At 50.8% G+C, this 3275-nt stretch carries 2 tRNA genes and 1 rRNA gene; all 3 read left to right on the top strand.

The features are described 5' to 3' along the window. Window positions 1–69: 69 nt before the first annotated feature. Window positions 70–145, top strand: a tRNA-Ala gene (locus HNQ64_RS23730). Between the two features lie 56 nt (window positions 146–201). After that, a tRNA-Ile gene (locus tag HNQ64_RS23725) sits at window positions 202–278 on the top strand. A 196-nt stretch (window positions 279–474) separates the two neighbouring features. Beyond that, window positions 475–3275, top strand: a 23S ribosomal RNA gene (locus tag HNQ64_RS23720); the annotation flags it as partial.

The following is a 3275-nucleotide window of genomic DNA, read 5'->3' as shown; positions in this document are numbered from 1 at the left end:
ATATTATCTGTGCAGGAAATGCAGCAGCGCACAATTTAGTTTTCGTTTTTGGTTAGAGCATCTTGAGCAGGGGGTTTAGCTCAGTTGGTAGAGCGCTAGCTTTGCAAGCTTGATGTCAGGAGTTCGAGTCTCCTAACCTCCACCACAAGTTGGACGAGGTTAGGCTTAATCGAGCTGATGACCAAGTGATCAACTCCAAAAGGGCATGTAGCTCAGTTGGTTAGAGCACCGCCTTGATAAGGCGGGGGTCACTGGTTCGAGTCCAGTCCTGCCCACCATTTGATTAAGATGTGAGACTGTTTTTTGTGGAACTGATAGTTCCTTGACAACTGCATACAGGGTAAAGAAACAATTTTATTAGAGTCAGACGTTGAGACCTGAAAAAGGTTTCAAGTAATGAATGAAAGTAAGTGTGTTCTAAATCCAATTTCGGTTAGCTCTTCGGAGCGAAGCCACTGAAATGGTTTTAGAGCAATGCAAGATTTAAAGGGTATGTAGTGGATGCCTTGGCACCAGCAGGCGATGAAGGACGTGGTAAGCTGCGATAAGCTTCGGAGAGCCGCAAACAGGCATTGATCCGGAGATTTCCGAATGGGATAACCTGATACGGTTCATACCGTATCGTTCTGCTCTGAATACATAGGAGCAGAGACGCTAAACCGCCTGAAGTGAAACATCTCAGTAGGGCGAGGAAAAGAAAGCGAAAGCGATTCCGTCAGTAGTGGCGAACGAAAGCGGAACAGCCCAAACCAGGAGGTTTCCTCCTGGGGTTGTAGGGCCTCGACGTGGTAGTTGAAGAGTTAGGTGAAGCGGATGGAAAGTCGCTCCACAGAGGGTGAAAGGCCCGTAACCGAAAACTTAACAACGCCTAGAGGTACCCTGAGTAATGCGATACACGTGAAACTTCGCATGAATCTGTGCCGACCACGGCATAAGGCTAAATACTCGCTGGTGACCGACAGTGAACAAGTACCGCGAGGGAAAGGTGAAAAGATCCGCCGTGAGCGAAGTGAAATAGTACCTGAAACCACATACCTACAAGGTGTCAGAGCCGGCTTGTCCGGTGATGGCGTGCCTTTTGCAAAATGAGTCTGCGAGTCAGTCTGTGTGGCAAGCCTAAGTCCTTCTGGGATGGAGGCGGAGCGAAAGCAAGTCCGAATAGGGCGACAAGTTGCACGGGCTGAACCCGAAGCGGTGGTGATCTACCTATGGCCAGGTTGAAGCGTCTTTAATCGGACGTGGAGGACCGAACCGGTGAACCTTGAGACGTTCTCGGATGAGCTGTGGGTAGGGGTGAAAGGCTAATCAAACCCCGTAATAGCTGGTTCTCCCCGAAATGTATTTAGGTGCAGCGTCATGCGCTTATCGAGGGGGGTAGAGCACTGAATGAGCTAGGGGGCATACCCGCCTACCAACCTCAATCAAACTCCGAATACCCTCGAACGAAGCATGGCAGTAAGACAGTGGGGGATAAGCTTCATTGTCGAAAGGGAAACAGCCCAGCTCAGCAGCTAAGGTGCCTAAATAACGCTCAGTGGAAAGGAAGTGAGATCTCATTGACAGTGAGGATGTTGGCTTAGAAGCAGCCACCATTTAAACAGTGCGTAATAGCTGACTCATCGAGAGGTCTTGCGCCGAAAATGATTGGCGATAAGCGTTATACCGAAGCTCTGGACTACATTGTCCAAGGGCAATGTTTTGGTAGGGGAGCGTTCTGTAAGCGTTGAAGCGTGAAGGTGACTGACCGTGGAGTTTACAGAAGTGAGGATGCAGACATAAGTAACGATAAGACGGGTGAAATCCCCGTCCGCCGTAAACCCAAGGTTTCCTGGGCAATGATTTTCATCCCAGGGTTAGTCGGGAGCTAAGTCCAGGCCGTTTGGCGTAGGCGATGCACAACAGGTTAATATTCCTGTACCGGTTTTGGTTAAAGCACAGGTTCGCGTCAGGGGAGAGAGCATGCCGATTGAAAGTGGCAGAAGGGTGCGGAGCGATCCAAGCCTGGTCTCTTGAACTGAGCGCCTAGAAAAGCCTGTGCCCCTTTCCAGGGCCGCCCGTACCGCAAACCGACACAGGTGGGTGGGTAGAATATACCAAGGCGTAAGAGTGAAACCTCGTTAAGGAACTCTGCAATCTAGTCCCGTAACTTCGGAAGAAGGGATGCCCTCTTAGGAGGGTCGCAGTGAAAGGGGACAACCGACTGTTTATCAAAAACACAGCATTGTGCCAAGACGAAAGTCCAAGTATACGATGTGACACGTGACCAATGCGGAAAGATTAAGGCAAGGGGTTAGCCGTAAGGCGAAGCTCTGAACCCAAGTCCCCGTGAATGTCGGCCGTAACTATAACGGTCCTAAGGTAGCGAAATTCCTTGTCGGGTAAGTTCCGACCTGCACGAATCGTGTAACGAGTTGTCCGCTGTCTCAACGAGGGGCTCAGTGAAATTGTAATAGCAGTGAAGATGCTGCTTACCCGCAGAAGGACGGAAAGACCCTATGCACCTTAACTGTAAGCTGTCACTGGTCGTTTGGTTTCTATGCTTAGCGTAAGTGGGAGGCTTTGAAGTGTTACTTTCGGGTAACATGGAGCCATCAATGAAACACCACCCTTAGGTATTGAACGATCTAACCGCGGCCCGTCATCCGGGCGTGGGACCATGTCAGCCGGTCAGTTTTACTGGGGCGGTATCCTCCCAAAGAGTAACGGAGGAGCGCGAAGGTTGGCTCAGCGTGGTTGGCAATCACGTGTTGAGTGCATTGGCATAAGCCAGCCTAACTGTGAGACTAACAAGTCGAACAGACACGAAAGTGGGCCAAAGTGATCCGGCGGTTTAATGTGGAATTGCCGTCGCTTAACGGACAAAAGGTACGCTAGGGATAACAGGCTGATCTTGCCCAAGAGTTCATATCGACGGCAAGGTTTGGCACCTCGATGTCGGCTCATCGCATCCTGGGGCTGGAGAAGGTCCCAAGGGTCCGGCTGTTCGCCGGTTAAAGCGGTACGCGAGCTGGGTTCAGAACGTCGCGAGACAGTTCGGTCCTCTATCCTCTGTGGGCGTAGGAAAATTGAGGGGTTTAATTCCTAGTACGAGAGGACCGGAATTAACGCACCTCTGGTGTTCCAGTTGTTCTGTCAAGAGCATCGCTGGGCAGCTATGTGCGGAAGGGATAAGCGCTGAAAGCATCTAAGCGCCAAGCCCATCCCAAGATTAATTTTCCCTGAAGGATCGTGGAAGACTACCACGTTGATAGGTCTCGGGTGCAAGCGCAGTAATG

The sequence above is a fragment of the Prosthecobacter dejongeii genome, from assembly GCF_014203045.1.
Classification (GTDB): domain Bacteria; phylum Verrucomicrobiota; class Verrucomicrobiia; order Verrucomicrobiales; family Verrucomicrobiaceae; genus Prosthecobacter; species Prosthecobacter dejongeii.
This window is presented reverse-complemented; position numbering and strand designations above follow the sequence as displayed.